31 protein-coding genes are annotated in these 26,844 nt (G+C 63.6%); 17 read left to right on the forward strand and 14 right to left on the reverse strand.

From position 1 onward, the window contains the following. Positions 1-65 precede the first annotated feature (65 nt). Together CK219_RS11400 and CK219_RS11405 are read right to left on the reverse strand one after the other, a co-directional pair. Positions 66-455, reverse strand: a complete 390-nt coding sequence (locus CK219_RS11400) for an SET domain-containing protein-lysine N-methyltransferase (protein WP_095766869.1) — start codon at positions 453-455, stop codon at positions 66-68. Between the two features lie 102 nt (positions 456-557). Further along, the gene (locus CK219_RS11405) at positions 558-2,669 is read right to left on the reverse strand and encodes a S9 family peptidase (protein ID WP_095766870.1); all 2,112 of its coding nucleotides are present in this window, start codon (positions 2,667-2,669) and stop codon (positions 558-560) included. A 131-nt stretch (positions 2,670-2,800) separates the two neighbouring features. Here CK219_RS11405 and CK219_RS11410 point away from each other — a divergent pair, with 131 nt between their 5' ends. Both CK219_RS11410 and CK219_RS11415 read left to right on the forward strand, forming a co-directional pair. Further along, positions 2,801-3,145, forward strand: a complete 345-nt coding sequence (locus CK219_RS11410; protein WP_245340455.1) for an SH3 domain-containing protein — start codon at positions 2,801-2,803, stop codon at positions 3,143-3,145. A gap of 416 nt (positions 3,146-3,561) precedes the next feature. After that, a complete protein-coding gene (locus CK219_RS11415) occupies positions 3,562-3,987 on the forward strand; it encodes a MucR family transcriptional regulator (protein ID WP_040991330.1) in 426 nt (141 codons plus the stop codon). Between the two features lie 80 nt (positions 3,988-4,067). Here CK219_RS11415 and CK219_RS11420 read toward each other — a convergent pair whose 3' ends face one another. Together CK219_RS11420 and CK219_RS11425 are read right to left on the reverse strand one after the other, a co-directional pair. Continuing rightward, on the reverse strand, positions 4,068-4,496 hold the full coding sequence (locus CK219_RS11420) for a SufE family protein (RefSeq protein WP_095767172.1): 429 nt from the start codon (positions 4,494-4,496) through the stop codon (positions 4,068-4,070). 174 nt (positions 4,497-4,670) lie between these two features. After that, a complete protein-coding gene (locus CK219_RS11425; protein WP_095766872.1) occupies positions 4,671-5,072 on the reverse strand; it encodes a DUF5330 domain-containing protein in 402 nt (133 codons plus the stop codon). 555 nt (positions 5,073-5,627) lie between these two features. On the opposite strand from CK219_RS11425, the gene CK219_RS11430 reads away from it, so the two are divergent. After that, positions 5,628-7,364 carry a HAMP domain-containing sensor histidine kinase gene (locus tag CK219_RS11430; RefSeq protein WP_095766873.1) on the forward strand — a complete coding sequence of 579 codons (1,737 nt, stop codon included), beginning with the start codon at positions 5,628-5,630 and terminating at the stop codon, positions 7,362-7,364. Continuing rightward, the gene (locus CK219_RS11435) at positions 7,339-8,127 is read left to right on the forward strand and encodes a peptidoglycan-binding protein (RefSeq protein WP_095766874.1); all 789 of its coding nucleotides are present in this window, start codon (positions 7,339-7,341) and stop codon (positions 8,125-8,127) included. The genes CK219_RS11430 and CK219_RS11435 overlap by 26 nt, the downstream gene beginning before the upstream one ends. Before the next feature lie 20 nt (positions 8,128-8,147). Here the strand turns inward: CK219_RS11435 and CK219_RS11440 are convergent, their stop codons facing one another. Next, positions 8,148-8,438 carry a type II toxin-antitoxin system RelE/ParE family toxin gene (locus tag CK219_RS11440; protein WP_095766875.1) on the reverse strand — a complete coding sequence of 97 codons (291 nt, stop codon included), beginning with the start codon at positions 8,436-8,438 and terminating at the stop codon, positions 8,148-8,150. Beyond that, positions 8,431-8,691, reverse strand: a complete 261-nt coding sequence (locus CK219_RS11445; protein WP_176476987.1) for a type II toxin-antitoxin system ParD family antitoxin — start codon at positions 8,689-8,691, stop codon at positions 8,431-8,433. The genes CK219_RS11440 and CK219_RS11445 overlap by 8 nt, the downstream gene beginning before the upstream one ends. A 138-nt stretch (positions 8,692-8,829) precedes the next feature. Between CK219_RS11445 and CK219_RS11450 the strand changes: the two genes are divergently transcribed. Continuing rightward, positions 8,830-9,177, forward strand: coding sequence for a DUF1491 family protein (locus CK219_RS11450; RefSeq protein WP_095767173.1), 348 nt, complete (start codon positions 8,830-8,832; stop codon positions 9,175-9,177). Positions 9,178-9,251: 74 nt separating this feature from the next. Here CK219_RS11450 and CK219_RS11455 read toward each other — a convergent pair whose 3' ends face one another. From CK219_RS11455 to CK219_RS11495, 7 genes are all read right to left on the reverse strand, one after another. Continuing rightward, positions 9,252-9,659: a carboxymuconolactone decarboxylase family protein gene (locus tag CK219_RS11455; RefSeq protein ID WP_095766877.1), complete on the reverse strand. Its 408-nt coding sequence runs from the start codon at positions 9,657-9,659 to the stop codon at positions 9,252-9,254. Next, a complete protein-coding gene (locus CK219_RS11460; protein ID WP_095767174.1) occupies positions 9,595-10,023 on the reverse strand; it encodes a MerR family transcriptional regulator in 429 nt (142 codons plus the stop codon). Before CK219_RS11460 ends, CK219_RS11455 begins: the two co-directional genes overlap by 65 nt. 197 nt (positions 10,024-10,220) lie before the next feature. Next, positions 10,221-11,228 carry a DUF2336 domain-containing protein gene (locus CK219_RS11465; RefSeq protein WP_095766878.1) on the reverse strand — a complete coding sequence of 336 codons (1,008 nt, stop codon included), beginning with the start codon at positions 11,226-11,228 and terminating at the stop codon, positions 10,221-10,223. Between the two features lie 396 nt (positions 11,229-11,624). Beyond that, positions 11,625-12,173 carry a DUF1254 domain-containing protein gene (locus tag CK219_RS11475; protein WP_095766880.1) on the reverse strand — a complete coding sequence of 183 codons (549 nt, stop codon included), beginning with the start codon at positions 12,171-12,173 and terminating at the stop codon, positions 11,625-11,627. Beyond that, on the reverse strand, positions 12,166-12,750 hold the full coding sequence (locus CK219_RS11480) for a DUF1214 domain-containing protein (protein WP_095766881.1): 585 nt from the start codon (positions 12,748-12,750) through the stop codon (positions 12,166-12,168). The genes CK219_RS11475 and CK219_RS11480 overlap by 8 nt, the downstream gene beginning before the upstream one ends. A gap of 80 nt (positions 12,751-12,830) precedes the next feature. Next, the gene (locus CK219_RS11485; protein WP_095766882.1) at positions 12,831-14,990 is read right to left on the reverse strand and encodes a penicillin-binding protein 1A; all 2,160 of its coding nucleotides are present in this window, start codon (positions 14,988-14,990) and stop codon (positions 12,831-12,833) included. Positions 14,991-15,315: 325 nt separating this feature from the next. Continuing rightward, positions 15,316-16,035 carry a hypothetical protein gene (locus CK219_RS11495; protein WP_176476988.1) on the reverse strand — a complete coding sequence of 240 codons (720 nt, stop codon included), beginning with the start codon at positions 16,033-16,035 and terminating at the stop codon, positions 15,316-15,318. Between the two features lie 203 nt (positions 16,036-16,238). Between CK219_RS11495 and CK219_RS32570 the strand changes: the two genes are divergently transcribed. From CK219_RS32570 to CK219_RS11505, 3 genes are all read left to right on the forward strand, one after another. After that, entirely contained in the window at positions 16,239-16,370 is a 132-nt protein-coding gene (locus CK219_RS32570) for a hypothetical protein (RefSeq protein ID WP_280950886.1), read from the forward strand. Positions 16,371-16,382: 12 nt separating this feature from the next. Continuing rightward, positions 16,383-17,936: a trimethylamine methyltransferase family protein gene (locus tag CK219_RS11500; RefSeq protein ID WP_095766883.1), complete on the forward strand. Its 1,554-nt coding sequence runs from the start codon at positions 16,383-16,385 to the stop codon at positions 17,934-17,936. A gap of 141 nt (positions 17,937-18,077) precedes the next feature. After that, positions 18,078-18,485, forward strand: a complete 408-nt coding sequence (locus CK219_RS11505) for a DUF3168 domain-containing protein (protein WP_095766884.1) — start codon at positions 18,078-18,080, stop codon at positions 18,483-18,485. Positions 18,486-18,626: 141 nt separating this feature from the next. Here the strand turns inward: CK219_RS11505 and CK219_RS11510 are convergent, their stop codons facing one another. Further along, positions 18,627-19,013, reverse strand: coding sequence for an ester cyclase (locus CK219_RS11510; RefSeq protein ID WP_095766885.1), 387 nt, complete (start codon positions 19,011-19,013; stop codon positions 18,627-18,629). A 216-nt stretch (positions 19,014-19,229) separates the two neighbouring features. Here CK219_RS11510 and CK219_RS11515 point away from each other — a divergent pair, with 216 nt between their 5' ends. The 9 genes from CK219_RS11515 to CK219_RS11550 all read left to right on the forward strand — a co-directional run bounded on the left by CK219_RS11515 (position 19,230) and on the right by CK219_RS11550 (position 26,467). Further along, positions 19,230-19,529 carry a hypothetical protein gene (locus tag CK219_RS11515; RefSeq protein WP_095766886.1) on the forward strand — a complete coding sequence of 100 codons (300 nt, stop codon included), beginning with the start codon at positions 19,230-19,232 and terminating at the stop codon, positions 19,527-19,529. A 64-nt stretch (positions 19,530-19,593) separates the two neighbouring features. Continuing rightward, positions 19,594-20,259: a response regulator transcription factor gene (locus CK219_RS11520; RefSeq protein ID WP_041002188.1), complete on the forward strand. Its 666-nt coding sequence runs from the start codon at positions 19,594-19,596 to the stop codon at positions 20,257-20,259. Between the two features lie 22 nt (positions 20,260-20,281). Further along, complete coding sequence (locus CK219_RS11525; RefSeq protein ID WP_176476989.1) at positions 20,282-21,670, forward strand: ATP-binding protein; 1,389 nt, start codon at positions 20,282-20,284, stop codon at positions 21,668-21,670. Next, the gene (locus CK219_RS31635) at positions 21,667-21,810 is read left to right on the forward strand and encodes a hypothetical protein (RefSeq protein ID WP_176476990.1); all 144 of its coding nucleotides are present in this window, start codon (positions 21,667-21,669) and stop codon (positions 21,808-21,810) included. Before CK219_RS11525 ends, CK219_RS31635 begins: the two co-directional genes overlap by 4 nt. Beyond that, the gene (locus CK219_RS11530) at positions 21,807-22,244 is read left to right on the forward strand and encodes a hypothetical protein (protein ID WP_095766888.1); all 438 of its coding nucleotides are present in this window, start codon (positions 21,807-21,809) and stop codon (positions 22,242-22,244) included. The genes CK219_RS31635 and CK219_RS11530 overlap by 4 nt, the downstream gene beginning before the upstream one ends. Before the next feature lie 129 nt (positions 22,245-22,373). Beyond that, positions 22,374-23,510, forward strand: a complete 1,137-nt coding sequence (ccmI, locus tag CK219_RS11535; protein ID WP_095766889.1) for a c-type cytochrome biogenesis protein CcmI — start codon at positions 22,374-22,376, stop codon at positions 23,508-23,510. 4 nt (positions 23,511-23,514) lie between these two features. Beyond that, complete coding sequence (ccmE, locus tag CK219_RS11540; protein WP_095766890.1) at positions 23,515-23,955, forward strand: cytochrome c maturation protein CcmE; 441 nt, start codon at positions 23,515-23,517, stop codon at positions 23,953-23,955. Positions 23,956-24,020: 65 nt separating this feature from the next. Further along, positions 24,021-26,006 carry a heme lyase CcmF/NrfE family subunit gene (locus CK219_RS11545; protein ID WP_095766891.1) on the forward strand — a complete coding sequence of 662 codons (1,986 nt, stop codon included), beginning with the start codon at positions 24,021-24,023 and terminating at the stop codon, positions 26,004-26,006. Beyond that, positions 26,003-26,467: a cytochrome c-type biogenesis protein gene (locus tag CK219_RS11550; protein WP_095766892.1), complete on the forward strand. Its 465-nt coding sequence runs from the start codon at positions 26,003-26,005 to the stop codon at positions 26,465-26,467. Before CK219_RS11545 ends, CK219_RS11550 begins: the two co-directional genes overlap by 4 nt. Positions 26,468-26,844: the final 377 nt, after the last annotated feature.

Genomic DNA, 26,844 nt, shown 5'->3' on the forward strand with positions numbered 1-26,844 from the left:
TCTAAATCAAAGTGATAGAGCATGACGTCGTCCGAAAACCGCCCCACACTTTTCGGCATCATGCTCTACGGATGACGGTCGCCCAGGAAGTCGAAGCCGTTCTCGAAAAAGTGGTTGTAGTCGCAGGTCAGTTCCTCGCCGGGAGCGATGTCGCGCAACGCATAGGCCTCTTCCGGAGAGGAAATGTCGCAGTTCGGGTCGTCTGCGTGGTTCATATAGCGGGCATCGTCCGCCTCGAAGACGATGAAGTTGGGATCGCGCCGGTCCGGATAGGAATAGCGGTCGAGATAGGATTTCACCGGGCCGGATTCGCCCTCATAGGTCTCTACGGGAATGCGTCGATCGAACCTTGGATCGAGCTTCCAGATCAATGTGCCCCGCGCAATGCGGTGTTTGGCGAAAACGCCGATGCCCTGGATGGGCGATTTGTCGAGATAGACGTCGACGAGCAGCATAGCGAACCTTGCGAATGTATCTGGACGCGGCCCCGAAATGGCCACAACCGAAAACGACGGCGCATTGCCTAGCGCGCGAGCCGTGCGATTGCGAGTAGAAAATCAGGCCTTGCCTGTCACTTTCAAGGCAAAGGCGTAAATATAGGCGATCTCCTCCAGCCGCGAGAAGCGACCCGAGGCGCCGGCATGGCCGGACTCCATGTTGATCTTGAACAGGACCGGGTTGCCGCCTGCCTTGCGTTCGCGCAGCCGCGCCACCCATTTCGCCGGCTCCCAATAGGTGACGCGCGGATCGGTCAGGCCCGCCAGCGCCAGGATCGGCGGATAGTCGAGCGCCGCCACATTGTCATAGGGCGAATAGGCCGCGATCGTCTGGTAGTCGGCGGCGGACGCGATCGGATTGCCCCATTCCGGCCATTCCGGCGGCGTCAGCGGCAGGCTGGCGTCGAGCATGGTGGTCAGCACATCGACGAACGGCACCTCGGCGACGATGCCGCCGAAGCTTTCCGGGGCCAAGTTGGCGATCGCCCCCATCAGCATGCCGCCGGCGGAGCCTCCCTGCGCCACGATGCGGTCGTGCTGTGTGTAGCGCTCGGCAACGAGATGGCGGGCGCAGGCGATGAAATCGGTGAAGGTGTTCATCTTCCTTGTCCGCTTGCCGTCCTCGTACCAACCGTAGCCCTTGTCCTTGCCGCCGCGCACATGCGCGATGGCATAGACAAAGCCGCGGTCGACCAGCGACAGGCAATTGGTATTGAAGGCGGAAGGAACGGTGATGCCATAGGAGCCGTAGCCGTAAAGTAGGCAGGGCGCCGAACCGTCGAGGGGCGTGTCGCGATGATATAGCAGCGAGATCGGCACCAACTCGCCGTCGTCTGCCGGCGCCATCAGCCGGCGCGTGACATAGTGCGCAGGATCGTGGCCGGAGGGCACTTCCTGCGTCTTCAAAAGCACGCGTTCGCGGCTGCGCATGTTGTAGTCGAACACCTGCGCCGGCGTCGTCATCGACGAATAGGTGAAGCGCATCACTTCGGTGTCGTATTCGTAGGAGCCGGAGAGACCGAGCGAAAAAGCTTCCTCGTCGAAAGAGATGAAATGCTCCTCGCCGCTGGCGCGCTCGCGCACGACGATGCGCGGCAGGCCTTCCTTGCGCTCGAGCCGGACCATGTGATGCTTGAAGCCGAGCACCGACAGGATCAGCCGGCCGGGCTCGTGCGGCACCAGTTCCTGCCAGTTGGCGCGCCCGGGATTGTCGACCGGCGCGGTCATGATCTTGAAGTCCTTGGCGCCGTCGGCATTGGTGAGGACGAAGAAGACGTCGCCGCCTTCTTCCAGATCGTATTGCAGGCCGGTCTCGCGCACCGCCACAAGCTTCGGCTCTGCGGTTGGATCATTGGCGGGCAGCAGGCGGTATTCCGACGTTTCATGATCGTTGATGCCGATCATGATCCAGTCGTTGGCGCGCGTGCCGCCGACATCCATGAAGAAGCCCGGATCGGTCTCCTCATAGATCAACCGGTCGTTTTCAGACCTGTCGCCCAGCGCGTGGAAGAACACTTTCGACGGACGATGGTTGTCGTCGAGACGGGTATAGAAGAAGCCGCCGTCGCTGGCGTCCCAGACCCCGCCACCGCCCGTATCCGGGATCTGGTCGGCAAGTTCTTTGCCGCTCGCAAGATCGCGCACGCGCAGCGTGAAGAACTCCGAACCCTTGTCGTCGAAGGCCCACAGCAGCTTCCCGTGGTCGGCCGAATGGTCGACGCCGCCAAGCCGGAAATAGGGCTTGCCCTCGGCTTCCGCGTCGCCGTCGAGCAGGATCTCCTCAGTGCCGCCGTCGCGCGGCGTGCGGAAATAGCGCGGCTGCTCGCCGCCCTGCCGGAACGACGATCCGTAGGCATAGCGGCCGTCCTTCATGGGCACCGTCGAGTCATCCTCCTTGATGCGCCCCTTCATCTCGGCAAACAGCCTGGCGCGCAGGTCCGCGGTGCCGGCCATGAGCGCGGCCTGATAGGCGTTCTCGGCATTGAGATGGGCGCGGATGCGGCCGTCGAGCAGGGAAGGGTCGCGGAACACGGCCTGCCAGTTGTCGGCCCGCATCCAGGCATAGTCGTCGCTGCGGGTGATTCCGTGATGCGCGTCAGAAACCGGATGTTTCTCAGGGGTCGGCGGGCTGGCGGCCGGGAAGGCGGAAGTCAAGGCGGAAGCTCTGGTCATTACGTCTCGCTGCGGAATTTGCTTGAATGACGAATGAACACGCCGCTCTGCGGCGGTTCAACGGGCGCGGTTCAAGGTGGTACAGAAGCTAAGTCGAAGGGGGAAAGATGAAATCCTGTGTTTCTACCGCAATGTCAGTTGCCGTCGTAGCGGCAGGTCTGGCTTTTTCCAGCCAGTCTCATGCAACCGTCTTTGCCGCCTGGCAAGTGGCGGGCGTGCCGTTCGGTGATACGCTCAATGCTCGAAAATATCCGTCCAATACATCGCAGAAACAGGCCGCCTATCCGAACGGCACCGTGCTGCAGATGACCGGCCGCTGCACCGGAGGTGTAAACCTGCTCGATATTGGCCGGCAGCCGCAATGGAAGCAGCGCCAGGCGATCCGCTATCGCTGGTGCGAGATCTGGCACGATCCGGCGCAGAATGGTCATTTCGTCACCGGCTGGGTCTACGGGAAACATATCGCGCCTTACTGATGGATCTGTCGCGTCGCCTTGTCGGTCCAGCCGCCAAGGCGGTATCCTTGCGCTTCGCTGTGCCGCAGGATTCGTTGTGCAGGCGAAAGGGCACCCAAGCATTAGCCAAGCATTGAACGTGGTGTCGAGTGGCGATCGGATGTCTAACATACGGATGACGCAACGTCATGCCATGCTGGTCTGACCAGAAAAATCTCGCGAAGTTACACGGCGCACGAATTTTTGAAGCTGAATCCGCAATAGTTGATGAATATCGACCAATATAAGTCAATATGCGAATTGACTTACTTTCAATGCGGCGTCATTAAGATAACCGACGCGAATCTCAGAGCCTTTCCTGAACGAAATCCGCGCGATGCCCGATCCACAAAAAAGGGCGCAGTTTTAGAAACAACTCTCGTTGGGGCCTTAGCACTATGGAAATCGTCGAAACACCTTCGAAAAACGGTGACGCGCTGATCGAGCTGACCGCCGATGTCGTCGCCGCCTATGTCAGCAACAATCCGGTGCCGGTTGGGGAACTGCCGAATCTTATCGCCGACGTCCATGCCGCGTTGGGCCGCGTCGGGGGCTCGTCGGAGCAGCCGTCGGCTGAGAAGCAGAAGCCGGCCGTCAATCCGAAGCGCTCGGTCCATGACGACTACATCGTCTGTCTCGAGGACGGCAAGAAGTTCAAGTCGCTGAAGCGGCATCTGATGACCCACTACAATCTCACGCCGGAAGAGTATCGTGAGAAGTGGGGCCTGGACGCCAACTATCCGATGGTCGCCCCCAATTACGCTGCCGCCCGCTCGCAGCTCGCCAAGAAGATGGGTCTGGGCCGCAAGCGCAAGGGCCGTTGATAGGTCCCAGCTCGTCAAGCAGTTCGACGGCGCCCTTACGGCGCCGTTTTGCTTTCCTGACGGGAGCGATATCGGCCGGATCAGGCCGTCTGCTTCAGCGCCGCTTCCGCATCGCGCTTGATGCGCTTGACCATCGAACGCAGGCCGTTGGCGCGCTGCGGCGACAGATGCTCGTCAAGGCCGAGCTCCTTCAGGGTCGCTTCGGCGTCCGTGTTCTGGATTTCGCTTGCCCGCCGGCCAGAAAACAGCGCCAGCATGATGGCGACGAGGCCGCGCACGATATGGGCGTCCGAATCGCCCTGGAAGCCGATCACCGGATCGGCGCCCGCTCCCTGCTTGGTGGTGAGCCACACCTGGCTCACACAGCCAGGCACCTTGTTCGCAGCCGTGCGCTCCTCCTCAGGGAAAGGCGGCAGGCTCTCGCCGAGCTCGATCACATAGCGATAACGGTCCTCCCACTCGTCGAGCAGGGAAAAGTCGTCGCGGATGGTCTGAATCGAGGTGGCCATTGCCCGCATATAGTGGCCCGACACGGCCGCGTCACGGAAAAAGAAAGACGCCGCGGGCGTCGAGAGGTCGGACGGGGCCCGCGGCGTTAGAGCAATTCTGGGGAACGTGCGTAGGCGGTTTTGCGCCAGGAATTGCGCTAAAATTAAAGTGCCGAGCGAACGGCCGGAAAGAACTCAGTTCTTGGCCGTCAACATCACCGGAATGTTGACCTTGGTCGGCAACACGATGTCCTCGGCGACGCTGCCGGTGGTCGTGACGGAGCCATCCGCGACCTTCGTTTCGGGCGTGCCTGCCTGCCCGGACTGCCCGGACTGCTTGTCGTCGATCATGGCCGCGGCGATCTTGGCCGTTTCCTTGGCGCGAACGGTGATGGTGTACATGGCCGATTTGCCGGTCTCGCAGACATCGGGCTTGCGCTCGCAGAGCCCTGCAATGTCGCCGACCGCCTCGCGCGCCGCAAACAGCGCCTGGATCGGTCCGACGCTCTGCTGGCCGTTCTCGCCCGGGCCGACGCCGAGCGGCAGCGCCAGCAGCACCAGCGAAAACCAGAAAGCCATCCTGATCAGAAAGCCCATCTTACTTGCCTCTCATCGGGGATGGAATGATGCATCCATCCGTGACGGATCACGCATCCATCGGCATGACCTCTTTTATGGGCACGATAGTGGCACGGTCACGCAAAGGACGGCTTGCATCGAAGCCGCGAATTTTCCTCAAATTTTAGGCAAATTCGAAAGGATCGGTTTTGACATGGGCTTGTGTCGAATCTCATCGATACCGTTAACTTTATGATAACCATATATCGCGTTGTTATCAAACGACTTTATTCCAGGCGAAACTTAGCCGGTTCAAGTTCCGGCCCGTTTTGGCACAGGCCTTGCGGCTAACCCGCCGTTTACCATGGCGCCAACTCGGCATGCTTTGCCGGGCTGGCATCACAATATTTGCCTTGGCGCGGTCGCCGGCTTCGCCAGCCTTATCCATTCCTTAAACGCTGGATGCGAGTTTCAAGCCAATTGATGAGTCACCTGCCAGGCAGGCGTTTTTCACGACCGGGTACGCGTGCGTTGAGTTCTATTTCAGCCAGATACGTTCAATTGCCTGGCGCGGTTTCCGCCGGCTGCGAACGCATGGTTCACCCGACCGTGACGGGTGAGGCGGAACGCCTGCGCCAGCGCCGCTTCATCGGCGTCATGCTCGCCGCGCCTTTCCTTGCCGCGGGCGCCGCGGTCACGCTGGTCACTTCAAGTCTCGGCGCTGCCGTCACGATAGCCGCGATCTTTGCCGCTTTCGGCCTGTGCTGGTTCGCGGCGCTTCTGGTGGCGGCCACCGGCCATATGGCGCTTGCCGGCCGCATGGCGGTCGTGTTGGGTGGGCTTGCCCTAGCCGGCGCTATCGCTGCGGCGGGCGGATTGGCCTCGCCGGCGGCACTCCTTGCTGTCGCATTGCCGGTTGAAAGCTGGTGGGTCTCAGGATCGCGGCGCGCCGCGCTGACGGGCGCGCTGGCGGCGCTTGCCGCTATCGTGCTGCAGCCCTTTGCCGGGCAGTTGCTGCCGCTCGGCGAGACCGCCGCCTGGCATTGGCTGCTGCCGCTCGCCTGGGCGCTGACGCTGTTGCCGCGGGCCGCCGCCTTCGTCAGCCCGGCCGGCTTGCGGTCGGCGGAGCCTGCCGGCGATCGTCTCGAGGACGTCATCGACGCCGTCGTGCTGCGCCTCGGTCGCCAGGGCGAAGTGGTCGACGCGTCCGCCAAGACGCGTTCGATCCTGAAATTGGCGCCCGAGCTTCTGCTCGGCACCGGCCTGTTCGACCGCATCCATCTTTCCGACCGCGTCGCTTATCTCACCGCTCTGGCCGACATGCGCGAGGGCGCGCCGAAGCGCCAGCTTGATCTGCGCATCCGCTTGCCGCGCGAGGGTTCTGGCGCGGTCGACAATTTCCGCCCGTTCAGCCTCGAGCTGCTGCGCGGCGCAGTCGACCGCGACGTCTTCACCCTGGTTCTGCGCGAAAATGACGATATCGCAGCACTTCGCGAGGAGCTTGCGCAGGCGAGGGAAGCCGCCGCGGCTGCCGAAGTGGCCAAGGGCCGCTTCCTGGCCGTGGTCAGCCACGAGCTGCGCACGCCGCTCAATGCCATCCTCGGCTTTTCCGACATGCTCCTGCATGAGATGTTCGGGCCCTTCAAGGATCCGCGTCAGAAGGAATATGTCGGCCTGGTCAGGGAGTCCGGCCAGCATCTCCTGTCCGTCGTCACCTCGATCCTCGATGTTTCGCGCATCGAGGCGGGCGCCTATGCGACCGAGCTGGAGCCGTTCCGCTTTGTCGAGGCCGTCGACATGTGCCGCTCGATGATGCGACCGCTGGCCGACGCCAAGAGCATAGTTCTTGCCACGCAGATTGCCCCGGATGCGGGCGAGATCAATGCCGACCGCCGGGCGGTCCAGCAGATTCTGATTAATCTCGCCTCGAACGCGGTGAAGTTCACGCCCGATGGCGGCAGCGTGGTGATCGGCGCCAAGCGTGTCGGCTCGCACCTGCATTTCTGGGTGAGCGATACCGGTATCGGCATCGCCGAGGAAGACATGGCCAATCTCGGCAAGCCCTTCATGCAGATCCAGAACGACTACACGCGTCGTTTCGAGGGAACCGGACTCGGCCTGTCGCTGGTCAAGGGCCTGGTGGCGCTGCACGAGGGTACGATGTCGATCGAGAGCGCGCCGGGTGAGGGCACCACGGTGACGATCGGCCTGCCGGTGAACGGGCCGAAGCGGCGATCCGGTGCGCCATCCGGCGTGCTGGCCATGCCGGCGGCCAAGCCGAAGGGGGACGCAAATGGGGAGAGGAATGGCTCGCTCCGCAAAACGGCCTAAGGTGGTCGAACCCGAGCGCGGCGTTCTTGCCGAGGGCGCGGTTGCCGTCGGTCAACTGATCGCCAGCAATCCGGTTCTGGTCGGCGGCTCGACCGCTTTCCTGGTGACGCTGTTCTACGTCTCGGCCAACGCGCTCTGGTATCAGCCCTTTCCGCATACCGGCGCGTTCTTCGCCACCCGAAGCATCGAGAACTTCCCGCATACGGTCTCCGACGAGCCGGAGACCACCATCAACATCGTGCGCCAGGCGCCGGCGCAGCCCGCGGCCAAGCCGGATCCGGTCGTCCAGCAGGTGCAGGGCATTCTGAAGGACCTCAACTTCTACGACGGCACGGTCGACGGCCTCACCGGACCGGCCACGCGCAAGGCCATCCAGACCTATCAGCTGAAAGTCGGGCTGCCGGGGTCGGGCGAGATCGACACGGCGCTGCTGGATCAGCTTGGCGCCCGCCAGACGACGGCGGCCATTCCCCACCCGATGCCGCGGCCGGCCGATGGCGCAGTCGCCGCGTCTGCCAAACCGCAGGTGATCCAGGTCTCCGCTCCGGCCGATGGGGCCACGCAGCCGCCCGACGCCCGCATCGTCAAGATCCAGGCCGGCCTCAAGGCGTTCGGCAATGGCGACATGCAGCTCGACGGCAAGGTCGGCGCCCGCACAAAGGCCGCGATCAAGGAATTCCAGGCCTTGTTCGGACTGCCCGAGACCGGCGAGCCGGACGAGGCCGTCTATGTCAAAATGCGCGAGATCGGCCTGACGAACTGAGCGGCAGCATCGCAAAATTGTTATTCGAGCCAATGCTCGGGGTCCCGCATCCCGTGAACAACAGCTACTGCCAGGATGCCGTAGTCCATGGGCTCGTAGATAACGACATATCGGCCCTCTACGAGGATACGCGCGGTGGTGCTCAACTCTGGCCGGGCGACCCCCATATTGGGATGATTGCAGGCGAGCTCCAGCTTATCGAAGATGCGTCCTAGAAGTCTGTCCGCTGCCTGTTCGTTGTCAGTCGCAATATGGCGCCAGATATTCTTCAGGTCTTGTTCTGCGCGAGGTGTAAGTCGATAGCTAGCCACGTTCCGAGCGCTCGGCCTTCAGGGCGCGAAGAAAGGCGCTGCGATCGATGTCCTTGCCTTCGCCGCTAGCCATCCCTTCGTCATAAGCCTGCTTGAGCTGAGCGAGTTCGAGCACGCGAAGCTCCTCGCGGCGCTCCCACAACCTGAGGGCCTCCCTGACGATTTCGCTGTTCGAGGCGTAGTCGCCGCTCTCGACCGCGTCCCGCAGACGGGCGGCCTGCTTCGGCGTGAGCGATATGGTGAGGGTGCGCATTGCTTGACTTTTCATTGCTCCTTTATAGCGCGCCTCACAAAGCCTAACAAGATTTGTTAGGTAAGGCTCCGACATCCAAGCACTCGCAGGCTTGGGTGAATCTCGCTAAACCACTTGAATGTCATCGAGGACCTTCCCATGCGCCTGACCACCGATCTCTGGGTCTCTGCCCTTGTGCGCCGCGTGTTCGGCGCCGGCGGCTTCGCCGCTGTCGTCAAGCGCGGCGCGACCGAGGCTGGCGCCGTCTTCGTGTTGTCGCGCGGGCGTCTGGGGGAGGTGACCTTCTACGGGCCTGCGCCGCAGACCAGCTACGATTCGGCCAAGCCCGATGAGCGCTTTTTCGCCGTGCTCGGCACGAGCGACGACAGCTCGGCCTTCGATGGGCGGCTGGAGCGGGAGAAAAAATTCGATCCCGACATCTGGGTGGTCGAGATCGAGGGCGGGACCGTTCCCGTCGAAGAGCTTCTTTCGGTGAAGGCCGGCTAGGGCGTTTTACCGTCTACGGGAATCACCATGACAGCAAGATCGCCGGCCGCGGGCCAAGGAAGGCAGAAGGCTCATCACGCCGCTTCGGGAAAGCGTGCGGCGAAGACTTCTTTGGCCGCAAACAACCCGTTGAGCGCCGCGGGAAAGCCGGCATAAACCGTCATCTGGATGATGGTTTCGACGATTTCGTCCTTGGTCAGCCCGACATTGAGCCCCGCCTCGATATGGACTTTCAGTTGCGGGGTCGCGGTTCCCATCGCTGTCAGCGCCGCGATGGTCGCGATCTCACGGGCGCGCAGATCGAGACCGGGGCGGCTGTAGATGTCGCCAAACGAGAACTCGAACACGTAGTTCGCGAAGTCGGGGGCAATGTCAGCAAGAGCGGCAATGACTTTGTGGCCGGCTTCGCCGTCGATTTCAGCGAGCGCCCGCTTGCCGCGTTCCAGCCGGCTTTCGCCGATGTTCGGGGATTGATGCGTCATAGTCCTTCATCCTCTGTTTCACGCCGGCATATCCGGCGATCTTGGTGTCGAGGACGAGAAGGCAGGCTTGCAGTTTGGCCACATGCGCACGGACACGCTCACGGTGCTGCTTGAGCAGCGCGCCGCGCTCCGCTTCCGTGTCGGCGCCGCGCTCCCGCAAGGCCGCGTAACGCAGCATTTCCCGAATAGGCATCCCGGTCGTTTTGAGCCGGTCGAGAAATTCTATCCAGGTCAGGATTGATGCGTCGTAGTCACGTTGGCCCGATTGGTCCCTGTCGGCATGGGGAAGCAGCCCGATCCGCTCATAGTAACGGATTGTGTAGGCAGACAGTCCCGAACGCTTCGCCAGCTCGCCAATCTTCATCAATGCCATTCTTTCGTCACGACGCCCAGAAAGCTACGAGTTAGAGCGCACTCTAAGTCAAGAGGCGTTGTTACTTTGTCGTGTCGCGGAAATGCCCGGCCTCGCGACGAACATCGGCTCGTTGATTTTAAGATAAAAAACAAACGCTTAAAGCGCGTCGCCACCGGGTTCCTTCAGCGCGAGGCGCTTTAAACCGATCAGGATGCCTTGACGCTGGCACTCGCCGCGTCGCTGTTCGAGGCTGCGCGGCTCTCGATGTCAACCGCATCGGAAGCACTGCCGCGGATCGCCCGCGAAAGCGTCTCGGCCTTCCAGGCACGTACCTTGTCCAGCGCCGTCTCGCGGTGCAGCAGCCGATAGCTGTCGAGGAACAGGCGGATCGCCTGCGGATGCGGGAACTCGCCGGGATAGACCGCGACGGCGATCAGGAAGGCCCTGTCTTCGCTGAGGTCGAGGGCACGCAGCGCCGCAAGCAGCGCGACATAGCCCGATTGCCCGGTCACCGAGCGGGCCGTCGCGAAGTCGATCTCCAGCACATCGGCCAGCGCGGTCTGGAAGAATGCCAGGTTCCCCGTCAGCGCCGTCTCGCGCAATTTCACATAGGCCGGCTGGCCAAGGAAGGTGTTGACGTCCGCAGCGTCGCCGGTCGGGCGCATCATCGCCCGCAGGCGGCGCCGCGCGTGCTCCGCGGCTTCGCCTGGCGCGGGACGGTCGGTATCCGCCTTGGCCGCCGGCTCGAGTTTCGGCGCAAGCCTGGTGACCGTCTCGGGCGGCCGTGCCTTGACCAGCGTCGGCCTTTCCAGCACGCGGATCAGGTCGGCGATCGTCGGGTTGAGCTCCTTGCGGCGCGCAATGGCGCGCGCATGCGGTAGGCCGTGCCGGCCGATCAGCGCGATGAGGTCGATATCGCTCAGCGCGTTGGAGCGGGTGAGCAGGGGGGCTGCGATCTCGACCGGCTCTTCAGCCAGCCGCCTGACCAGCGCGGTCGGCGCGTAGTCGCATTCGGAAAGGGCGGCAGCGACGTAGCGGCGCGACTCGACCGAGACTTCGTCGAACAGCGGCAGCGTCAGGTCTTCGAGCTGGGCGATCTCTCGGCGCGAGGGACGCGTCAGCGAGCAGAAGGCCGACACGGCGGCGCGGAACAGCCTTTCGGCCTTTCCCGCTTCGGTCCGGATAGCGATTTGCCTGAAATCGGAAGATGACACGGAGGATACGCCCGATACTCGACACAATCCCGAACCGCGCTATCCGGCCGGGCCGGTTTCGCACCTTCAGGAAAACAAACGTCAAATTAGCCGCGATCCGTTAGCGCTCCGTTAACCCTCTACGCCCCTTAATCAACTTTGGAGGCGTTGCGTTGTGCTCCGGTCAAACCGAGAGGAATGCGCGAACCATGGGCATGGTCCTGTCTTTTGTGCCGCGAGCGGCACCAGTAAATCGAGCAAGTCACGACACCACGACGGCGGCGGCGGTCATCATTTTCCCCGGCGTCCGTTACGAGTTGCATCCGCAGGCCGGTGAGGCACGGCCCGGCGACAGCAGCTCCGATAGGCCGGGCTCTCCGCCTCCTGCCAAGCCGCATCACTGATTGGGCGCCTTTCTCAGTAGTCCTGCAATTCGCAGGCGCCCTGCTCGAGGAAGCGTGACACAATCGGCTTCCAGCTCCCGTCCGGCACGAAGGCGCGGACGACGAAAATGCCTTCCTCGATCGGCGCCTCGACGAAGATCGCGCCCTGCAGATCCTCCGGAAGGTCGCGCCGCACGTCGATCATCTGCGCCGGCGTCAACACCACCGCGTCGAGCTTCTCGCCATTGGCGTTGTGGTCGTTGAAGGAATAGATGTTGTGGCCGTTGCGGTCGTAGACCGAGGCCGACCAGAACGGCACGTCGCCCGGCGCCCTGATCCTGACCAGCCCGTCGGCAAGGTTGAAACGGCAGGCGGCCGCATAAAACAATGGATCCACCGACTTCACCACCGGCGCGCCGCCGGCCTCAGCGTCTAGCCGCGTCATCTTGTAGAAGTCGGATGCCATCGCCAGGCGCGACCAGGCATCGCGTTCGGAAAATTCCGGCACCAGGAACAGCACAACGATGTGCACGATGCCGGCGCCGAGCAGGCCGAGGATCAGGGCATGCAGCAGTCTACGCATTGCAGCCCGCCTTCAGGATGCGCGGCAGTGTCACGTCCGAGAGGCCGGTGCTCGAGGCGATCGGCGTGTCGTAGAAGGTCAGCACGAAATACATCTTGCCGGAGCCGCTGGTCAGCAGCCAGTTTCCGGGCGCCGGGCGGCTGCCGACGGAGATGACGACGGAATTGTCGGGCTGGCGCAGCACTTCGTAGGATTGCAGCGCCGACTGCCTCGGCTTGCCTGTGTCGATCACGCCAAGCGACTGGTCGGCGGCATAGAGCGTCCAGAAGCGGCCGGTCGGGTAACCGCCTTCGATCGTATAGGTGCATTCGCGTTTCAGCGGCTCGCCGGCGTCGTCGCGCTCGGCTACGAAGGCAAGTCCCTCGGCCTGGCCGAGCGCCAGCACGCCCTCGCGTGCCACGCGCGCCTTGGAATAGGGGTCGGCGGCCAGTGTCCCGACTTCCGGGAAAGCGGTCCATTGGCCGATGCGGATCGCGCCCACGCCGTCCTGCGCGTTGAGCGCATACCAGACGCTGTAGCCGCCAAGCCCGATGGCTATGGCAAGCGAAAGCAGCGTCAGGATGGCGTTCTTGAGCATGAGAGCCGCAAACAGAGGAGGTTGCCCGGGATATCGCGGCGCGGGGTGCCGTGGCAAGCCGGCTTCACGCGACGGCCGCCCTAAAGCGCCGAAAGCGTCTCCGGCATGGTGGGCGCAACGAGCGCCGGCGCGGCCTGGAACGCCTTGGTCATGTCCCGTAACGTTTGGCTTGTGCGGCTGGAAAGCACCGGCGGGCGCTCGGCCTCGGCTTGCGCCGCCGCTGCGTCGGCTTCCTTCGTGGCCGCTTCCTCGGCCTTGGCCGCGACCTCCGGATCGACCCAAGGATTGTCGAGACCGGGGATCGGCTTCAGATCGATGTTCTGATGCGCATAGACCATCAGCCGCTGCCAGACCATCGCCGGCAGCGAGCCGCCTGTCATCTTGTTGGTCGCCGTGAAGTCGTCGTTGCCGAGCCAGACGGCGGCTGTGTAATTGCCGGTGAAGCCGACGAACCAGGCGTCGCGGTAGGATTGCGTCGTCCCGGTTTTGCCGGCAACGACGATGTTCGGAAGCTGGGCGCGTCTCGCGGTGCCGATAACCGGCACCGCCGCCAGCATGGTGTTCATGTATTTCAGCGCCTTTTCCGACAGCACGCGGTGCGGTGGCGGCGCGTCCTTGGCCCAGTCATAGACCACGTCGCCGGTGCGGGTGACGAGCTGGGTGATGCCGTGGCGCGAGCCGACGAAACCGTTCTGCGCAAAGACGCTGTAGCCCGTCGCCTGGTCCATCACCGTCATGCCGGATGTGCCGAGCACCATGGTCTTGTGCGCTTCCAGTGGCGATTCCACGCCCATCGATTCGGCCATCGCCTTGATCGGGCCGATGCCGAGGTAATCCTTGGCGAGCCGCACCGGCACCGTGTTGATCGACTTGGCGATCGCCGTGAGCAGCGTCACGTTGCCGGCCGATCCGCCGCTGTAATTGTGCGGCGACCAGCTGCCCCAGCTGATCGCGCCGCCGGAAACCACCGAGTCCGGCGTGAACCCGTGCTCCATCGCCGTGGCGTAGACATACGGTTTGAAGGAAGAACCCGTCTGGCGCAGAGCCTTGGTGGCGCGGTTGAACTGGCTGGTGCCATAATCCCGGCCGCCGACGATGGCGCGCACCGCGCCGTTGGTCTCGATCACCACCACCGCGCCTTCGGTGACATTGTATTCCTTGCCGAACTGGCGAAGATGGAACTCGACCGACTCCTCGGCCGCCTTCTGGATGTTGGCGTCGAAAGTGGTGTGGGCGACCAGCGAGTGCTGGCCGGGCTTGGCGATCTTCTTGACCTCGTCGAAGGCCCAGTCGAGGAAATAATCCGGGCTCTTCTGCTCGCCGCGATCGACGACGTCGGCCGGATGCAAGCGCGCCTGCAGCACCTGGCCCTCGGTCATGAAACCCGCATCGACCAGGTTTGACAGCACCACATTGGCGCGGGCACGGGCCGCCGGCAGGTTGATGTGCGGGGCGTATTTGGTCGGCGCCTTGAACAGGCCGGCCAGCATCGCCGCTTCGGCGAGGCTCAAATCCTTCACGCTCTTGCCGAAATAGAAATCCGCCGCCGCCTCGATGCCGAACGTGCCGCCGCCCATATAGGCGCGGTCGAGATAGAGCTGCAGAATCTCTTTCTTGGACAGGTTCGCTTCCAGCCATAGCGACAGGAAGGCTTCCTTGATCTTGCGCTCCAATGTGCGCTCGTTGGAGAGAAACAGGTTCTTGGCGAGCTGCTGCGTGATGCTGGAGCCGCCCTGGACCACGGAGTTGGCGCGCACATTCTCGAAGATCGCACGCGACAGGCCGAGGACATCGATGCCGTAATGGTCGAAGAAGCGGCGGTCCTCGGTCGCCAGCACCGCCTTGATGACGATGTCGGGCATCTCGTCGACCGGCACTGAATCGCGCTGGATGATGCCGCGCTGGCCGATCTCGTTGCCGTAGCGATCCAGGAAGGTCACGGCGAAATCGCCCTGGCTGCGCCAGTCGCCGGTGGTGATGTCGAAGGCGGGCATGGCGAGCGCGAGCAGGACCACGAAGCCGCCGGCGCCCATGGTGAACCCTTCGCTCAGCACCTCGATGACCGTGCGGCGCCAGCCATGCACCCGGAAACGGCGGGAAAAAATGGTCGCCGCTTCCCAGAATTCGCGGGCCTTGAAGCCGATCTCGTAGAGCGAGCTATCGAACCAAGCGTCGACGCCGAGCAGCGCCGAAGCGATGCGGCCTCTTCTCTTCTTGCGTGGTTTCGAAGGACTTGCCATTCCGACTTCCGCCCCAACGCGCTTTCGCCCGAAAACAGCATGCGGGCAGTTTCAGGGTGGCACCCTGTCAAACTATTTGACCATTTTATCACCGCTCACAAGGGCAGCGAAGCCACAGCACCAGCTTTGTTGATCGGAGGTGTGCTGGCCGTCAACGGCCGATCGAAATCACCGCGCTGCGATGAATCGCATACGATGCACTGCATCCGCCTCGGTCGGTTCCTGGCCGATGAAGGAGCGCAGATAGGCGGCGAGATGGCTGACGCGCGCCTTGCCGCATCGAGGCGTCTGTCACGCGAGGTTGGCCCATTCTTACCGCGCAAATTCATAGACTCGCACGATTATGCTCCGGGGTGCTCTCGACCCGTTCATCTGAACGGCCGGCGCCACGGGAGGCAGCTGTGGTGCTTGGGAACCGCACGTCCAGCATATGTTCGACAGCATTCCATCTAGCCTCTTGGTATCGACGAAGGGCGAAGACGCTGACGGCGAATACCAACATGCCAATTCCGGTTGCCGGAATGATACCCAGGACTGCGACGGCTTTCGCCAGCACGCCGGCGAAGACACCTGCGATGACACTCGCGACGACGCTCACCATCCCCGCTGTGCTCATGAATGACTGCCAATGCGAGGAATGAAGGGCTTTGCTGACGAGCAATGCCTCGTCGTCGTGACGGGAGTGGATCAAGTATTTCTCCACGCCTGGAGCCGTCTCCACGAAATAGTGCCGGATGCGAGCCATGCCACGTGCGAGGACCATGTCCTCGATTGCGACTTGAACCGCCCGAACGAAGGTGACGATGCCGATGAAATACAGGCAGGGAAGCAGGATCAGACTGAAAAAAACGAATGGCTGCCCCATGCGCGTTACTTGAGCGACGAATGCCAGCGCGACGGTCGCGCTGGAAACGGCGGTCAGGAAAAGGTCTGCCCGCGAATTGGCTTCCTGGATGGTGGCCGACCGCGCCGTCTGCAACACGAAATGTTCGGTCGTGAGGCATTGCAGGGTTTTATCACTGGTTTTGTCCTCGCCCGTCGCCATTGGATGCCGTCAACTCGCTGCCTTGAAATGACGCGGCTTTGTGATGGACCTTGAACTGAAACAATCTTTAATTGTTCCAAAATGCATCCGATTCTTCGGAAGGTCGCGAGACGTGGGTGTCCGACGGTCGTCGGCTTGAACGAACAGATAGGAACCTCCGCGCCGGCAGGGTGCGTTGCTACAGGCTCGCTAAGAGCGTCGCCTTGGCGTTGCTCGATGACGGTTTCGCCGGGGAGGGGACTGAGCTTTCCATACACATTGTCGGGGTCGAACGGCGGGCGCGCGTCATCGCGGCCTCGCCCTGCGACGCCGAAGCCAAGGCGATGCGGCAATGAGGAGAAACCGCCATGATTGAGGAAGCCGCACGCGATCTCAGGCGCGAGCGCCGCCGGGGACGCACCGGGGAGGCCGGCAGCGAGTCGAGCCGCCATCCGAATTACTGGTCGCTGAAGAACCCGTTCCTGCCGCAGCCGATCTTTTCCGACGATCAGGTCGCGGCCATCCACGCTACCGCGCTGCGCGTGCTGGAGGAGCTAGGCATCAAGGTGCTGCTGCCCGAGGCGCGGACGATCTACGGCAAGGCCGGTGCATTGGTCGACGAAGACAGCCAGATGGTCAGGATCGGTCGCGACATGGTCGAAGCCGCGCTCGCCTCGGCGCCGCGCACGATTCCGGCACTCGGCGGCGACCACTCCCGCGACCTGACGCTCGAGCTCGGCTCGATGACCTTCCTGGCCGGCTCCGGAGCCCCCAATGTCACCGATCTCGAGCGCGGCCGCCGGCCGGGCACGCTCACCGCCTTCGAGGAATTCATCAAGCTGGTCCAGCATTTCGACGTCCTGCATATGCTCGGGCCTTGCGTCGAGCCGCAGGAACTCGACAACCGCTTCCGCCACTATGCCGTCAACCGGGCGCAGCTGACGCTGTCGGACAAGTTCCCCTTCGTCTTCGCGCGTGGCACGCCGCAGGTCGAGGACGGCTTCGAGATGATCCGCCTGGCGCGCGGCCTCTCGCAGGACGAGTTCCGCGCCGGCGCCCATTGCTACACCGTCATCAACACCAACTCGCCGCGCCAGCTGGATATCCCGATGGCGCAAGGCATCATCGACTTCGCCAAGGCCGGCCAGGTCCTGGTCATCACGCCTTTCTGCCTGGCGGGCGCGATGGCGCCGATCACGGTCGCCGGCGCGCTGACCTTGCAGCATGCCGAGGCGCTCGCCGGATTGACGCTGGCCCAGATCGCGCGGCCTGGCGCGCCGGTGGTCTATGGCTCCTTCTCGTCCAATGTCGACATGAAGTCCGGCGCTCCGGCCTTCGGCACGCCGGAGCACGTCAAGGCGACGCTTGGGGCGGGGCAGCTAGCTCGCCACATCGGCCTGCCCTGGCGCTCCGGCGGCGGCAGCGCCGCCAATGTCTCCGATGCGCAGGCCGCGCACGAGACCCAGTTCGCGCTGTGGGGCTCGGTGCTGGCCGGCGCCACCGTCTGCATCCACGCCGCCGGCTGGCTGGAAGGCGGTCTCAGCGTCTCGCTGGAGAAGCTGATCACCGACGTCGAGGCGCTGCAGACGGTCGCCGAGCTTTGCGCCACGACGCCGGGCGACGAGGATGCAATTGGCTTCGAAGCGATTGCCGAAGTGCAGCCCGGAGGTCATTTCTTCTCGGCCGCCCACACCATGACGCGCTACCGCAGCGCCTTCTACGAGCCGCTGGTGGCCGACTGGTCGAACTTCGGCAATTGGACGCAAGCTGGCGGCAAGACAGCCACGGAGCGCGCGACCGGCATCTGGAAGCGGATTGTCGCCGACTTCCAGCCGCCGGCCACCGCTGCCGCCGCCGCGGGAGTGCTCGACGAGTTCATTGCCAGGCGCACCGAAGAAGGCGGCGCGGCTCCGGTCTCATGATTTGACTAAAACATAATAAATTCTAGACCTTCGCCTTTCACGCTATACTCAAATCGATTTGCGATCTGGCATCGGATCGCGAGCGCGGCTACGCTGCCGGAATTGGCTGCGGCGCGGAGACATGTTGGCGATGGACTGTAGATGACGGCGCCTGGCGATTTGATGCAGGCCTTGTTCCTGAGGCTGAAGACCGATGAGTCGCTGTCGGCGCTGCTTGGCGGCGCGGGCCTGCTCGAGCAGGCGAGCGACAAGGCCGCCTTTCCGCACGTCACATACGGCCGCACCAGCGCCTTCGACCTCGAGACCGGCGTCGACAACGACAATGACCAGCTGGTCACCTTGCACGTCTGGTCGAAAGCCCAGGGCGAAGCCGAGACACGCCTCATCATGGACAGCATCAAGGCGAGCCTCGATGGCGCGGCGCTGTCCATTGGCCCGCGCGGCCAGACGCGCCTGTCCCTGGAATTCGCCGAGGCGCGCTATGACGAGGATCTTGCGGTCTATCATGGATTGCTGCGCTTTCGCGCGCTGACCCAGGAGAATGCATAGGGTGTGTTGAGATTCAGGTCAGGGCCGGGTCGAAAATGATCGCTTCCGAGAACCGGTGCGGAACGTACTTAAAATACGTGAGCACCGGAAGCGCAGAAAGCCGGCATTTGCAGGCCAGCCTCACCTGAACATCGATACACCCTAAAGCTGCGCCTGGATCGCGGCCTCGTCGATGACCGACCAGACCTCCCTTATGCGGCTGTCGTGGAATTCGTAGAACACGTTCTCGGCGAAAGAAACCCGCCTGCCGTGGACCGGCAGGCCGAACAGCACGCCTTTGGGATGGCAGTCGAAATGCAGGCGCGCCGCCACGCGCGGCGGCTCCGAGATAAGAAGCTCGATGTTGAAGCGCAGGTCGGGAATGGCCTCGAAATCGTCTTCCAGCATGCGCCGATACCCCGACAGCCCGATCGTCTCGCCATTATACTGAACCTCCTCGCCGACGAACCGGCCGAGATTGCCCCAGTCCTGCTCGTTAAGGCAGGCGATGTAGCCCCGGTAGAGATGGGCAATATCCGCACGCGTCATCGCATCCTCCCATGGCCGTCCGGCGTTTCTACACTAGGTAGCGCGGGGCGCGGAATCGGCAGGCCGAAAAGCGTAGCGGACCGACTTATTTTCCGGCTATGAATTTGCACCCGGGCTTGAGGGAGCGTTGGCGTCCATAGGGGGCATGGCGGGCATGGATTTTCGATCGTTCACCGTTCATTTCACGTTCAGCCCATATGCGTTAGAACCGTGATCATGAAAAAGTTTGGCCCTCATCTCCGCAAAGCAGTGCTGGCGCTTGCCGCAGCCGGCCTCTTTGCGTCGCAGGCGATTGCCCTGCCGGTCACCGAGCCGTCGGTCGATCGGCCGGTGGTGCTCGCCGCCAGCGATTGCTACGCCATCGGCCAGCAGGTCGCCGCGCAGAATGGCGGCACGCTGGCCAAGGCCTCGCAGGCGACGCGGGGCGGCCAGCAGGTCTGCGTGATTGTCGTTCTGGTTCCCGGCAAGGAAGGCCAGCGTCCGCGCCGCTCGGAAATCGTCGTTCCGATGGGCTGACCCTGTCGTTTCCCAGGCTGGCGGAATCGGCCTATAGGTCTACCCAACAACAGGCTTCAATCCCATGCGCGTGCTCGTCGTCGAGGATGACAAGGATCTCAACCGGCAACTGGCCGACGCGCTGGTCGATGCCGGCTATGTGGTCGACCGCGCTTATGACGGCGAGGAGGGGCACTTCCTCGGCGACACTGAGCCTTACGATGCCGTCGTCCTCGATATTGGCCTGCCGCAGATGGACGGCATCAGCGTCGTCGAGCGCTGGCGCCGCGGCGGCCGCAAGATGCCGGTGCTGATCCTGACCGCGCGCGACCGCTGGAGCGACAAGGTGGCCGGCATCGACGCCGGCGCCGACGATTATGTGACCAAACCCTTCCACATCGAGGAGGTGCTGGCGCGGGTGCGGGCGCTGATCCGCCGCGCGGCCGGCCATGCCTCGTCTGAACTCACCTGCGGGCCGTTGCGCCTGGACACCAAGGCGTCCAAGGCCGACGTCAACGGCGTGCCGCTCAAGCTCACCTCGCACGAGTTCCGGCTGCTCGCCTATCTGATGCACCATATGGGTGAGGTGGTGTCGCGCACCGAGCTGGTCGAGCATCTCTACGATCAGGATTTCGATCGCGATTCCAACACGATAGAAGTGTTTGTCGGCCGGCTTCGCAAGAAGATGGGCATCGACATGATCGAAACCGTGCGGGGCATGGGCTATCGCATGCGTGAGCCGGAGGCGTGACGCGGAACCGCTGAAGCCAACCATGGAAACGCGGCTTTCGAAGCTGCGGCTCTGGCCGCGCTCGCTGACCTTCCGCGTCATCGCCTTTTCCACCATCTGGGCGATCCTGACTCTGGTCGTCATCTTCACCCTCATCACCACGCTTTACCGCCAGGCCAGCGAGCGCGGCTTCGACAGCCTGCTTTCGGCGCATTTGTTCAACCTGATCGGCTCCGTCGGCATTTCCGACAACGGCGCGCTGACCGGCTCGCCTGACCTCGGCGACCTGCGCTTTTCCGAGCCGAATTCCGGCTGGTACTGGTCGGTGGAGCCTGCCTCCGAAGGCGTGCATGGCGAAATCCATTCCTCCTCGATGACGACCTCGCTCCTGTCGCCGAGCGTCGCGGAGGTCCCGTTCAATGCGAACTTCCAGCGCAGCTACTCGATGGAGGGCATCAAGGGCGAGCGGCTCGAAGTGTTCGAGAGCGAGTTCGTGCTCGACGCCAAGAACCGCGCCGCGCGTTTCCGTGTCATGGGCAACCACAGCGAGCTCGAGCAGGAGATTGCGAGCTTCCAGCGTCGCCTGCTCACCTATCTCTCGCTGTTCGGCGTCGGCATGATCGCCATCAATGCCATCGCCATCCTGCTGGGTCTCCAGCCTTTGCGCCGGGTCCGCAATGCGCTCGCCATGGTGCGCGAGGGCACCGCGCAGCGGCTCGACGGCAGCTTCCCGGCCGAGATCGAGCCGCTGGCCAGCGAGACCAATGCGCTGATCGAGAACAACAGGCGCATCGTCGAGCGCTCGCGCACCCAGGTCGGCAACCTTGCCCATTCGCTGAAGACGCCTTTAGCCGTGCTGATCAATGAGGGCCGCGCGCTCGGCGGCGCCAAGGGCCAGTTGATCGCCGAGCAGGCCGCCTCCATGCAGAAACAGGTCGACCACTATCTGCAGCGCGCGCGTGTCGCCGCGCAACGCGACAGCGTCGTTTTCCGCACGCCGGTTTCGCCGCTGGTCGAGCGCATGGTGCGCGTGTTGCGGAAACTCAATCCGCAAACCAGGCTGACGCTGTCGCTGCCGCCGGCGGAGATCGTCTTTGCCGGCGAGCGCGAGGATCTGGAGGAATTGCTCGGCAACCTGCTCGACAATGCGATGAAATGGGCAAAGAGCGCCGTTGCCGTTTCGGTCGCGCTTGCACCGGGAATGAGCAACCTGTTCGAAATCGTTATAGAGGATGATGGCCCGGGCATTCCCGAGGACAGCGCGCGGGAAGTTTTGAAACGTGGCAAGAGACTCGACGAGACGAAGCCGGGAACAGGGCTCGGGCTGGCCATTGTCGCCGACCTCGTCAACGAGTATGGAGGCTCGCTGGCGCTGGAACGGTCCGGCATGGGCGGCTTGAGGGCGGTGGTGGGATTGCGGAGCCTTCAATGATGTTTTTTATCGATTTGCGAGCAGCGGCCGACGGCCAAATTTCCGACAAATATCAACACTATGGCGATGAAAACGTCCTGATGGCGCGCCCCCAGTCCATCCAGTTCCATCCCGCTGAAGAGAACCGGTTGTCGGCATGAAGATCCGCGTCGCGCTCGTTTCCGCCCTGCTCGCCGTTTCCGGCTGCACGACTCTGGGCAAGGGTGGTCCGACCTCTCCCGTCACGCCTGTTTCCACGCCGCCGACCGGCGGCAAGGTGTCGACCGGCATCGTTTCGGCCATGAATGGCGGGCTTATCGGCGGGTCGATCGGTTCGGGCCTCAGCGATGCCGAAAAGCGCAAGGGCCTGGAAGCGGAATACAAGGCGCTGGAATACAACACCAGCGGCCAGAAGGTGACGTGGAAGAGCGACAACTCCTCGCATTATGGCGAGGTCGTCGCCGCCCAGCCTTACAGGGTCGGCTCGCAGGATTGCCGCCAGTACACCCACACCATCTATACGAGCGGCGCGGGTGTCACCGCACGCGGCACCGCCTGCCGCAATGCCGACGGCAGCTGGACGCCGCTGACCTAGAAAGAAACCCGGCCGGCCCCGTTATTCGGTCGGATTGACCTCGATCAAGGTCGGACGGCCCGTCTGCCGTCAAAGCGTCGCAGTACGTCCGTGTTGGCAGGGCAGGGCTCTGCCTTTATTGGAAGGGCCATGCTGTTCTGGGTCATAGCCGCAATCCTCACGCTGGGCGCCAGCCTGGCCGTGCTGTTGCCGCTTACCGGCGGCATGAAAGTCGCGTCGTCGGCCGGCGATCACGATCTCGAAGTCTATCGCGACCAGCTGTCCGAGCTCGACCGCGACATGGCGCGCGGCCTGATCCAGCCCGGGGAGGCCGACGAGGCGCGTGCCGAGATCGGCCGCCGCATCCTGCGTCTGGGCGCGACCGCGCAGCCGGATGCGGCAATACTCAAGCCTGCGCGCAGCGCCAAGTGGGTCGCCAGCATAGCCGTGCTTGCGGTTCCCCTGCTGAGCTGGGGGATCTACGGAATGCTCGGCTCTCCCGATCTGCCTTCGCAGCCGCTGGCCGAACGTCTGGCCAAGAACCCGGCCGATGCCTCGGTCGACGAACTGGTCGCCCGCGCCGAAGCCCATCTCGCCGCCAATCCGTCGGACGGCAAGGGCTGGGACGTGCTGGCGCCGATCTATCTTCGGCTGCAGCGCTTTCCCGACGCCGTGACCGCCTATCGCAACGCCATACGCCTCGACGGCGACAGCGCCGTGCGCCAGTCGGGTCTCGGCGAAGCGATCGCCAGCGCTGCCGGCGGCATTGTTTCGGCAGACGCCCAAAAAGCCTTCGAGGCGGCCCTGAAGCTCGATCCGGCCAACGCCAAGGCGAATTTCTACCTGGCGGTGGGCCTGGCACAGGAAGGCAAGAAGGCCGATGCCGTTGCCGCCTGGCAAAAGATGCTCGGCCAGCTCGCGCCGGATTCGCCCTGGCGCAGCGCCGTCCGGCAGGCGCTTGCCGAGGCGGGAGGTCCGGCTGTCCCCGATGCAGCGCCGGCCAACGGCCCCGACGCGCAGCAGGTGGAAGCCGCGCAACAGATGTCGCCGCAGGACCGGCAGGCGATGATCGAGACTATGGTCGCCGGTCTCGACGACAAATTGAAGCAGAATCCCCGCGACGAGGAAGGATGGATGCGGCTCATCCGTTCCTATGTCGTGCTTGGCAAGGCCGACAAGGCGCGCGACGCGCTCGGCCGCGCTGTCGCCGCCTTTGGTGCCGACAGTGAACAGGCCAAGAAATTCACCGCCTTCGCCGCCTCGCTCGGCGTGACGGCGACGGAGTAAGGCAATGACGCGCAGGCAGAAGCGGATGTCGGTGATCCTGGCGGGGCTGGCTTTCCTCGGCGCCGCTGCCGGCCTCACCTTCTATGCGCTGGGACAGAAGGCCTCCTATTTCTACATGCCGGCCGACCTCGCCACGGCAAGCGTGCCGCCCGGACAGCGGATCCGGCTCGGCGGCCTCGTCGAGAAGGGCACCATCATGCGCGGGCAAGGCGCCACCGTCGCCTTCTCGGTCACCGACAAGCAGAAATCGGTCAAGGTCACCTATACCGGCATCCTGCCCGATCTGTTCCGTGAGGAGCAGGGCGTCATCACCGAGGGCGCTTTCGGCCCGGACGGCGTCTTCGTTGCCGACAGCGTGCTGGCCAAGCACGACGAGCGCTACATGCCCAAGGAAGTCGCCGACGGCCTGAAGGCCAAGGGCGTTTGGCAGGAAAGCACGAACTGATGAGCAGGTTCCGTAAAAGTGCCATGCGGTTTTGCGATCAGAACCTGCGAGAGAACAGGTAACCAATGGTCGAGACCGGACATTTCGCGCTTGTGCTCGCCTTCGCGCTGTCGCTGGTGCAGATGCTGGTGCCGCTGGTCGGCGCCCGCACCGGCAACCAGCGGCTGATGGCGGTGGGTGGTCCGGTCACGGTCACCGGCTTCGCATTGACCGCGTTGTCCTTCGCCGCCCTTGCAAGCGCCTATGCCGGCTCGGACTTCTCGGTGGCGAGCGTTTGGGAGAACTCCCATTCGCTGCAGCCGATGATCTACAAGATCACCGGCACCTGGGGGAATCACGAAGGCTCGATGCTGCTTTGGGTGCTGATCCTGACCTTCTTCGGCGCGCTGGTCGCCGTCTTCGGCAACAATCTGCCGGCGACGCTCAAGGCCAATGTGCTGGCCGTGCAGGGCATGATTGGCGCCGCGTTCTTCCTGTTCATCCTGGCGACGTCCAATCCCTTCATCCGCCTTAATCCGGCACCGATCGAGGGCCGCGACCTCAATCCGATCCTGCAGGACCTTGGCCTCGCGATCCACCCGCCGATGCTTTACCTCGGCTATGTCGGCTTCTCGATCTGCTTCTCTTTCTCGGTCGCGGCGCTGATCGAGGGGCGCATCGACGCCTCCTGGGCACGCTGGGTGAGGCCTTGGACGCTGGTCGCCTGGATGTTTTTGACCGGCGGCATCGCTATGGGTTCCTACTGGGCTTATTACGAGCTCGGCTGGGGCGGCTTCTGGTTCTGGGATCCGGTCGAGAACGCTTCCTTCATGCCCTGGCTTGCCGGCACCGCGCTACTTCATTCGGCGATTGTCATGGAGAAGCGCTCGACGCTGAAGATCTGGACACTGCTCTTGGCCATCCTGACCTTCTCGCTGTCGCTGCTCGGCACTTTCCTGGTGCGTTCCGGCGTGCTGACCTCCGTGCACGCCTTCGCCACCGATCCGGCGCGCGGCGTCTTCATCCTGTGCATCCTGACGCTGTTCATCGGCGGTTCGCTGGCGCTGTTTGCGCTGCGCGCCTCGCGGCTGACGGCGGGCGGCCTGTTCCATCCGATCTCGCGCGAGGGCGCGCTGGTCTTGAACAACCTGTTCCTCACCACGGCCACGGCAACGGTGCTGGTCGGCACGCTTTACCCAATGGCGCTGGAGGCGCTGACCGGAGGCAAGATCTCGGTCGGCGCACCGTTCTTCGACCTGACCTTCGGACCGCTGATGCTGCCGCTATTGGCGATCGTGCCGTTCGGCCCCTTGCTCGCCTGGAAGCGCGGCGACGTCATTGCCGCCTCGCAGCGCCTGATGGCGGCCTTCGCTTTGGCGATCACCGCGATGCTGGTCACCGGCCTGTTCATCGACGGCGCCTCGGTCTTCGCAGCGCTTGGCGTCGGTCTTGCCGTCTGGCTGGTCGTCGGCGCGTTGACCGACCTTGCCGTCAAATCCGGCTTCGGCGCCGTGCCGCCGGCTGCCATGCTTCGCCGCTTCGCCGGCTTGCCGCGCTCCGTCTTCGGCACGGCATTGGCCCATCTCGGCCTCGGGCTGACGTTGCTCGGCATCGTCGGCACGCTCTGCTTCGGCACGGAGAAAATCCTCAGCATGCATCCCGGCGAGACGGTGGAACTCTCCGGCCATACGCTGCGCTTCGAAGGGCTCTCCCCACGGAAAGGTCCGAACTTCACCGAGGATCGCGGCCGCTTCCTGCTGATGGGCGCCGACGGCAACGCCGATGGCATGATTACCTCCGCAAAACGCTTCTATCCGGTGCGCCAGACGGTGACGACGGAGTCCGGCATCAGGACGCTGGGCTTGAGCCAGCTTTATCTGTCGCTCGGCGACGAGAACAATGACGGCTCCGTCGTCGTGCGCCTGTGGTGGAAGCCGCTGGTGACGCTGATCTGGGGCGGCGGCCTGGTGATGATGGCGGGTGCGGCCATGTCGCTGCTCGACCGCCGCCTGCGCGTCGGCGCGCCGGCAAAGCGGCGCAAGGCGGCCGCCGCCCTGGCGAGCCCGACATGAGCGCAAGATTTTCACTCGCCTCGCTGGCCCTGCTGCTGGCGCTGTTTTTCACCGGCGCCGCACAGGCGGTGAAGCCTGACGAGGTGTTGCAGGACCCGGCGCTGGAGGCGAGGGCGCGCGCGCTCTCGGAAGGCCTTCGCTGCATGGTCTGCCAGAACCAGTCGATCGACGAATCCGACGCCGATCTTGCTCGCGACCTGCGCATCCTTGTGCGCCAGCGCCTCGTCGCCGGCGACACCGACCAGCAGGTGATGGACTATATCGTCTCGCGCTATGGCGAGTTCGTGCTCTTGAAGCCGCGCTTCAGCCTGCGCAACGCGCTTTTGTGGGGCACGCCGGTGTTTCTGCTTCTGGCCGGCGGACTGTTCATCGTGCTCAGCGCCCGCTCGCGCCGAACTGTGCCGGACAGCACCCTGAGCGCCGAGGAACAGGCGGCGCTGGATAAGATGCTAAGCGACTAACATGAATTGCGGACCTCGGAGATTGGCCGAGACCCCTGTGTCGTCGTCATCCACGGGCGAAGCAAGGAGCGAAGCGACGCGCGCAGACCCGAGGATCCATTCCGTGACTTCGAAGCGTCGCGGCCGTACAGAATTTCTGCTCTGCTGCAACCCTCGCGCGAGGTAACGGCATGGATTCCAGGGTCTCCGCGACGGAGCTTCGCTCCTGCTTCGCCCTGGAATGACGAAGTCTCGGGTGCTTCCGCAAGCCTTCCAAGCGCGGCATGCCTGTGGTCATCGTCGCCAATCCCCCAACATTACAAAACTTTCATGTACCGGAAATGGCGCCGTAATGTGCGGCTCTCTAATCCTCTTGCCCGAGGATGCTTCGCCTGAGC

It is taken from the genome of Mesorhizobium sp. WSM4313 (genome assembly GCF_002294725.1).
Lineage (GTDB): Bacteria > Pseudomonadota > Alphaproteobacteria > Rhizobiales > Rhizobiaceae > Mesorhizobium.

Bases quoted from the DNA above. Each gene is read 5' to 3' on its own strand.
- CK219_RS11400 (WP_095766869.1), bottom strand. From the start codon at position 455: ATGCTGCTCGTCGACGTCTATCTCGACAAATCGCCCATCCAGGGCATC.
- CK219_RS11405 (WP_095766870.1), bottom strand. From the start codon at position 2,669: ATGACCAGAGCTTCCGCCTTGACTTCCGCCTTCCCGGCCGCCAGCCCG.
- CK219_RS11410 (WP_245340455.1), top strand. From the start codon at position 2,801: ATGTCAGTTGCCGTCGTAGCGGCAGGTCTGGCTTTTTCCAGCCAGTCT.
- CK219_RS11415 (WP_040991330.1), top strand. From the start codon at position 3,562: ATGGAAATCGTCGAAACACCTTCGAAAAACGGTGACGCGCTGATCGAG.
- CK219_RS11420 (WP_095767172.1), bottom strand. From the start codon at position 4,496: ATGGCCACCTCGATTCAGACCATCCGCGACGACTTTTCCCTGCTCGAC.
- CK219_RS11425 (WP_095766872.1), bottom strand. From the start codon at position 5,072: ATGGGCTTTCTGATCAGGATGGCTTTCTGGTTTTCGCTGGTGCTGCTG.
- CK219_RS11430 (WP_095766873.1), top strand. From the start codon at position 5,628: ATGGTTCACCCGACCGTGACGGGTGAGGCGGAACGCCTGCGCCAGCGC.
- CK219_RS11435 (WP_095766874.1), top strand. From the start codon at position 7,339: ATGGCTCGCTCCGCAAAACGGCCTAAGGTGGTCGAACCCGAGCGCGGC.
- CK219_RS11445 (WP_176476987.1), bottom strand. From the start codon at position 8,691: ATGCGCACCCTCACCATATCGCTCACGCCGAAGCAGGCCGCCCGTCTG.
- CK219_RS11450 (WP_095767173.1), top strand. From the start codon at position 8,830: ATGCGCCTGACCACCGATCTCTGGGTCTCTGCCCTTGTGCGCCGCGTG.
- CK219_RS11455 (WP_095766877.1), bottom strand. From the start codon at position 9,659: ATGACGCATCAATCCCCGAACATCGGCGAAAGCCGGCTGGAACGCGGC.
- CK219_RS11460 (WP_095767174.1), bottom strand. From the start codon at position 10,023: ATGAAGATTGGCGAGCTGGCGAAGCGTTCGGGACTGTCTGCCTACACA.
- CK219_RS11475 (WP_095766880.1), bottom strand. From the start codon at position 12,173: ATGCGTAGACTGCTGCATGCCCTGATCCTCGGCCTGCTCGGCGCCGGC.
- CK219_RS11480 (WP_095766881.1), bottom strand. From the start codon at position 12,750: ATGCTCAAGAACGCCATCCTGACGCTGCTTTCGCTTGCCATAGCCATC.
- CK219_RS11485 (WP_095766882.1), bottom strand. From the start codon at position 14,990: ATGGCAAGTCCTTCGAAACCACGCAAGAAGAGAAGAGGCCGCATCGCT.
- CK219_RS11495 (WP_176476988.1), bottom strand. From the start codon at position 16,035: ATGGCGACGGGCGAGGACAAAACCAGTGATAAAACCCTGCAATGCCTC.
- CK219_RS11500 (WP_095766883.1), top strand. From the start codon at position 16,383: ATGATTGAGGAAGCCGCACGCGATCTCAGGCGCGAGCGCCGCCGGGGA.
- CK219_RS11505 (WP_095766884.1), top strand. From the start codon at position 18,078: ATGACGGCGCCTGGCGATTTGATGCAGGCCTTGTTCCTGAGGCTGAAG.
- CK219_RS11510 (WP_095766885.1), bottom strand. From the start codon at position 19,013: ATGACGCGTGCGGATATTGCCCATCTCTACCGGGGCTACATCGCCTGC.
- CK219_RS11515 (WP_095766886.1), top strand. From the start codon at position 19,230: ATGAAAAAGTTTGGCCCTCATCTCCGCAAAGCAGTGCTGGCGCTTGCC.
- CK219_RS11520 (WP_041002188.1), top strand. From the start codon at position 19,594: ATGCGCGTGCTCGTCGTCGAGGATGACAAGGATCTCAACCGGCAACTG.
- CK219_RS11525 (WP_176476989.1), top strand. From the start codon at position 20,282: ATGGAAACGCGGCTTTCGAAGCTGCGGCTCTGGCCGCGCTCGCTGACC.
- CK219_RS31635 (WP_176476990.1), top strand. From the start codon at position 21,667: ATGATGTTTTTTATCGATTTGCGAGCAGCGGCCGACGGCCAAATTTCC.
- CK219_RS11530 (WP_095766888.1), top strand. From the start codon at position 21,807: ATGAAGATCCGCGTCGCGCTCGTTTCCGCCCTGCTCGCCGTTTCCGGC.
- ccmI (WP_095766889.1), top strand. From the start codon at position 22,374: ATGCTGTTCTGGGTCATAGCCGCAATCCTCACGCTGGGCGCCAGCCTG.
- ccmE (WP_095766890.1), top strand. From the start codon at position 23,515: ATGACGCGCAGGCAGAAGCGGATGTCGGTGATCCTGGCGGGGCTGGCT.
- CK219_RS11545 (WP_095766891.1), top strand. From the start codon at position 24,021: ATGGTCGAGACCGGACATTTCGCGCTTGTGCTCGCCTTCGCGCTGTCG.
- CK219_RS11550 (WP_095766892.1), top strand. From the start codon at position 26,003: ATGAGCGCAAGATTTTCACTCGCCTCGCTGGCCCTGCTGCTGGCGCTG.